This window comes from Pseudonocardia sp. SID8383, assembly GCF_009864975.1.
Taxonomy (GTDB): domain Bacteria; phylum Actinomycetota; class Actinomycetes; order Mycobacteriales; family Pseudonocardiaceae; genus Pseudonocardia; species Pseudonocardia alni.
Map to the genome: position 1 here is coordinate 1 of NZ_WWFY01000886.1, position 2,682 is coordinate 2,682.

Sequence of the window (2,682 nt, forward strand, 5' to 3'; positions counted from 1 at the left end):
CGTCGCGCGGCACCGGACGTGTCCTCGCCCCAGGCGGCCCGGATCGCCGAGCCGCGCCGCGGGGCGCTGCCGGTCGGGGCGACCGGGCGGCCCGACACCGGGTTCGGTACGCGGGTCGACCCCGGCGAGGTCGACGACCGCTCCATCTACCGCCGCGACGACGCGGGGCCCCGCCGCCCCGGCGATCCGACCCCGGTGACCCCGGAGCTCGTCGACGGCGTGCCCGTCTACAAGATCTACCGCCCGCGGGCGGCCCGCACCGGCGGCGACCGTGCCGATTAGGTCCTCCCGCGGCCGCGCCGGCGCCTACCGCGCGGTGTGGCAGTGGCCGCTGCGCTCCCCCGCCCGGCTCGCCGTGACGGTGGTGGTCCTGGGCGGGCTCGTGTTCGGACTGGTCTCGCTCGGCGGTTCCGGCGGGGCGGCGTCCGGCGGCCTGATCGCCGGGGGCGGCTCCGGCGGCAACCGGTGGGACAGCGGGTCGTCCGGCGTCTCCGCGACGCCCACCCCGACGCTGCTGCCGCCGGTGCCCGAGCTGACGCCCGAGGCACTGCCGGTGTCGCAGGCCCCACGGCAGGCGCTGGAGACGGCGCGCGTGTGGGCGGCGGCCTGGGTGAACCACCCCGACGGGATGACCTCCCAGCAGTGGGTCGCCGGGCTGCGGCCGTACACGACCGACGAGTTCCTCGGCGTGCTCGCGGGCGTCGACCCGTCGAACGTGCCCGCCTCCCGGGTCACCGGGCCCGCGACCCCGACCCGGGTCGCGCCGAAGAGCATCGAGGTCACCGTGCCGACCGACACGCTGACCCTGCGGATCCTGGTCGTCGACACCGAGGCGGGCTGGAAGGTGTCCCGCTACGACCGGGCATGAGCACCCCGCTGACGCGTGCGCTGCGGCCGCTGCGGCTGCTGCTGCCGTTCCTCGCGATCGGGATGGCGCTGGTGCTGTTCCTGACCGTCGGCTTCCTCGCGTTCAGCCCCAACCTCGGGGGCGGCCGGTCGAACGCGGCCTGGTGCGACACCGGGATCTCGACCGCGACGGTCGGCCGTGGCGGCGGGGGAGCCACCTTCGAGACGCTGTCCGACGAGCAGAGGCAGAACGCCGCCGCGATCATCTCGGTCGCCAAGGACATGCAGCTCCCGCCGAAGGCGTGGCTGATCGCGCTGGCCACCGCGATGCAGGAGTCGACGCTCCGCAACATCGACTACGGGGACCGGGACTCGCTCGGGCTGTTCCAGCAGCGGCCGTCGCAGGGGTGGGGCACCCCCGCCCAGGTCACCGACCCCGCCTACAGCAGCCGGATCTTCTACGAACGGCTGATGGAGGTGCCGGGCTGGGACTCGATGCCGGTCACCAAGGCCGCGCAGACCGTGCAGCGCTCGGCCTTCCCCGACGCCTACGCCAAGTGGGAGGGCCTGGCCGCGTCGCTGGTCGAGAACATCGGCGATGTCGCCAACCCGACGGGCTGTGCCCCCGGCACGACCGGCGCGCTGCCCCCGGGTGTCGCCGGGGCCGCGATCGGCTTCGCGCTCGGCGAGCTCGGCAAGCCCTACGTGTGGGGCGCGACCGGACCGGACTCCTGGGACTGCTCCAGCCTGCTGCAGGCGTCGTACCGGGCGGCCGGCGTCACGATCCCGCGGGTGTCGCGCGACCAGTACAACTCCGGCGGCCACCTGCCGGTCCGGGACATGCAGCCGGGCGACTTCCTCTTCTACGCCCACGACACCTCGGACCCGACCACGATCTACCACGTGATGATGTACCTGGGCGACGGCAGGATGGTCGAGGCACCGAACCGCAACTTCCCCGTCCGCGTGCAGCCGGTGTCGTGGGAGTTCGGCGATCTCGTCCCGCTCGCCACCCGGCCGGGGACCACGCCGAACCCCGCCTGAGCGGGGTCGAGGCGCCATCATGAGAGGCATGCGCTCCCCGCTCTCGGACTATCTCGACTCCGCGGCGCCCGGTGCCTGCCCGGACCACCTCGTCGTGCCGCGGTCACTGGCCCAGTCGATGCCGCTGCGCTGGCAGCAGGTCTTCGTCGGGCTGCTCGCCGACCTGCACGACGCCTACCCCGGCGTCGACTGGCCGGAGTACGCCGTGTCCGCGGTGCGGGCCGAACCGTTGACCGAGCTCGACGACGCCCAGCTCGCCACACACGGCTACGTCACCGAGCTGGGGCCCGACGGCGACCTCGAGTACCGCGACGCCGACGACCGCGTCGTCCCCGGGTCGCTGCCCGTCCGGGTGGAGGTGCCCGACACCGTGCCGCCGGCGTCGGCGGGGCAGGTGCCGCGGGGGACCGTCGTCCTGCGCTGACCGCGCCCCCGCTCGTCGCTTCACTGCGCGCGCCGGTCGGGCCCGGCCCGGTGCGCGGGGGCGTCGCCGAGATGCACCACAGCGGGAATCGTCGATCTCCACGGCCCGCTGAGCTGCATCTCGGCGTGCGGCAGGGACACCTCCCCTGCGGAATCCGCTCACCCGGTGAGCGAGTTCCGGCCACCTCTCACCAGGCCCGGTGCGTCCCGACCGGCGCGCGACGGCGCTGCGCCTCGTCGGCGAGCCGGTCCAGCTCGCGGACCAGGTACGCGGCGTCGGCCGGGCCGGCGTGCACGACGGCGTCGTCGGGGAGCGGGCCGCCGACGACGTCCGGGGTCGGGCGCCGCTGCACGTAGCAGCCGTCCGCG

Annotated in this window: 4 protein-coding genes and 1 pseudogene; 4 read left to right on the top strand and 1 reads right to left on the bottom strand. The window is 75.0% G+C overall.

From position 1 onward, the window contains the following. The 4 genes and pseudogenes from GTW08_RS21385 to GTW08_RS21400 all read left to right on the top strand — a co-directional run. Positions 1-282: pseudogene (locus tag GTW08_RS21385) on the top strand (hypothetical protein); the annotation flags it as partial. Further along, complete coding sequence (locus GTW08_RS21390) at positions 272-868, top strand: hypothetical protein (RefSeq protein ID WP_062398831.1); 597 nt, start codon at positions 272-274, stop codon at positions 866-868. The pseudogene GTW08_RS21385 and the gene GTW08_RS21390, both read left to right, overlap by 11 nt. After that, positions 865-1,890 (top strand): C40 family peptidase, encoded by a 1,026-nt coding sequence (locus GTW08_RS21395; RefSeq protein WP_073576062.1) that lies wholly within the window; start codon positions 865-867, stop codon positions 1,888-1,890. The genes GTW08_RS21390 and GTW08_RS21395 overlap by 4 nt, the downstream gene beginning before the upstream one ends. A 28-nt stretch (positions 1,891-1,918) precedes the next feature. Next, positions 1,919-2,314, top strand: a complete 396-nt coding sequence (locus GTW08_RS21400) for a hypothetical protein (protein WP_237454045.1) — start codon at positions 1,919-1,921, stop codon at positions 2,312-2,314. A gap of 187 nt (positions 2,315-2,501) precedes the next feature. Here the strand turns inward: GTW08_RS21400 and GTW08_RS21405 are convergent. Continuing rightward, the coding region (locus GTW08_RS21405) for a hypothetical protein (RefSeq protein ID WP_237454046.1) at positions 2,502-2,682 on the bottom strand (181 nt) is incomplete at its 5' end.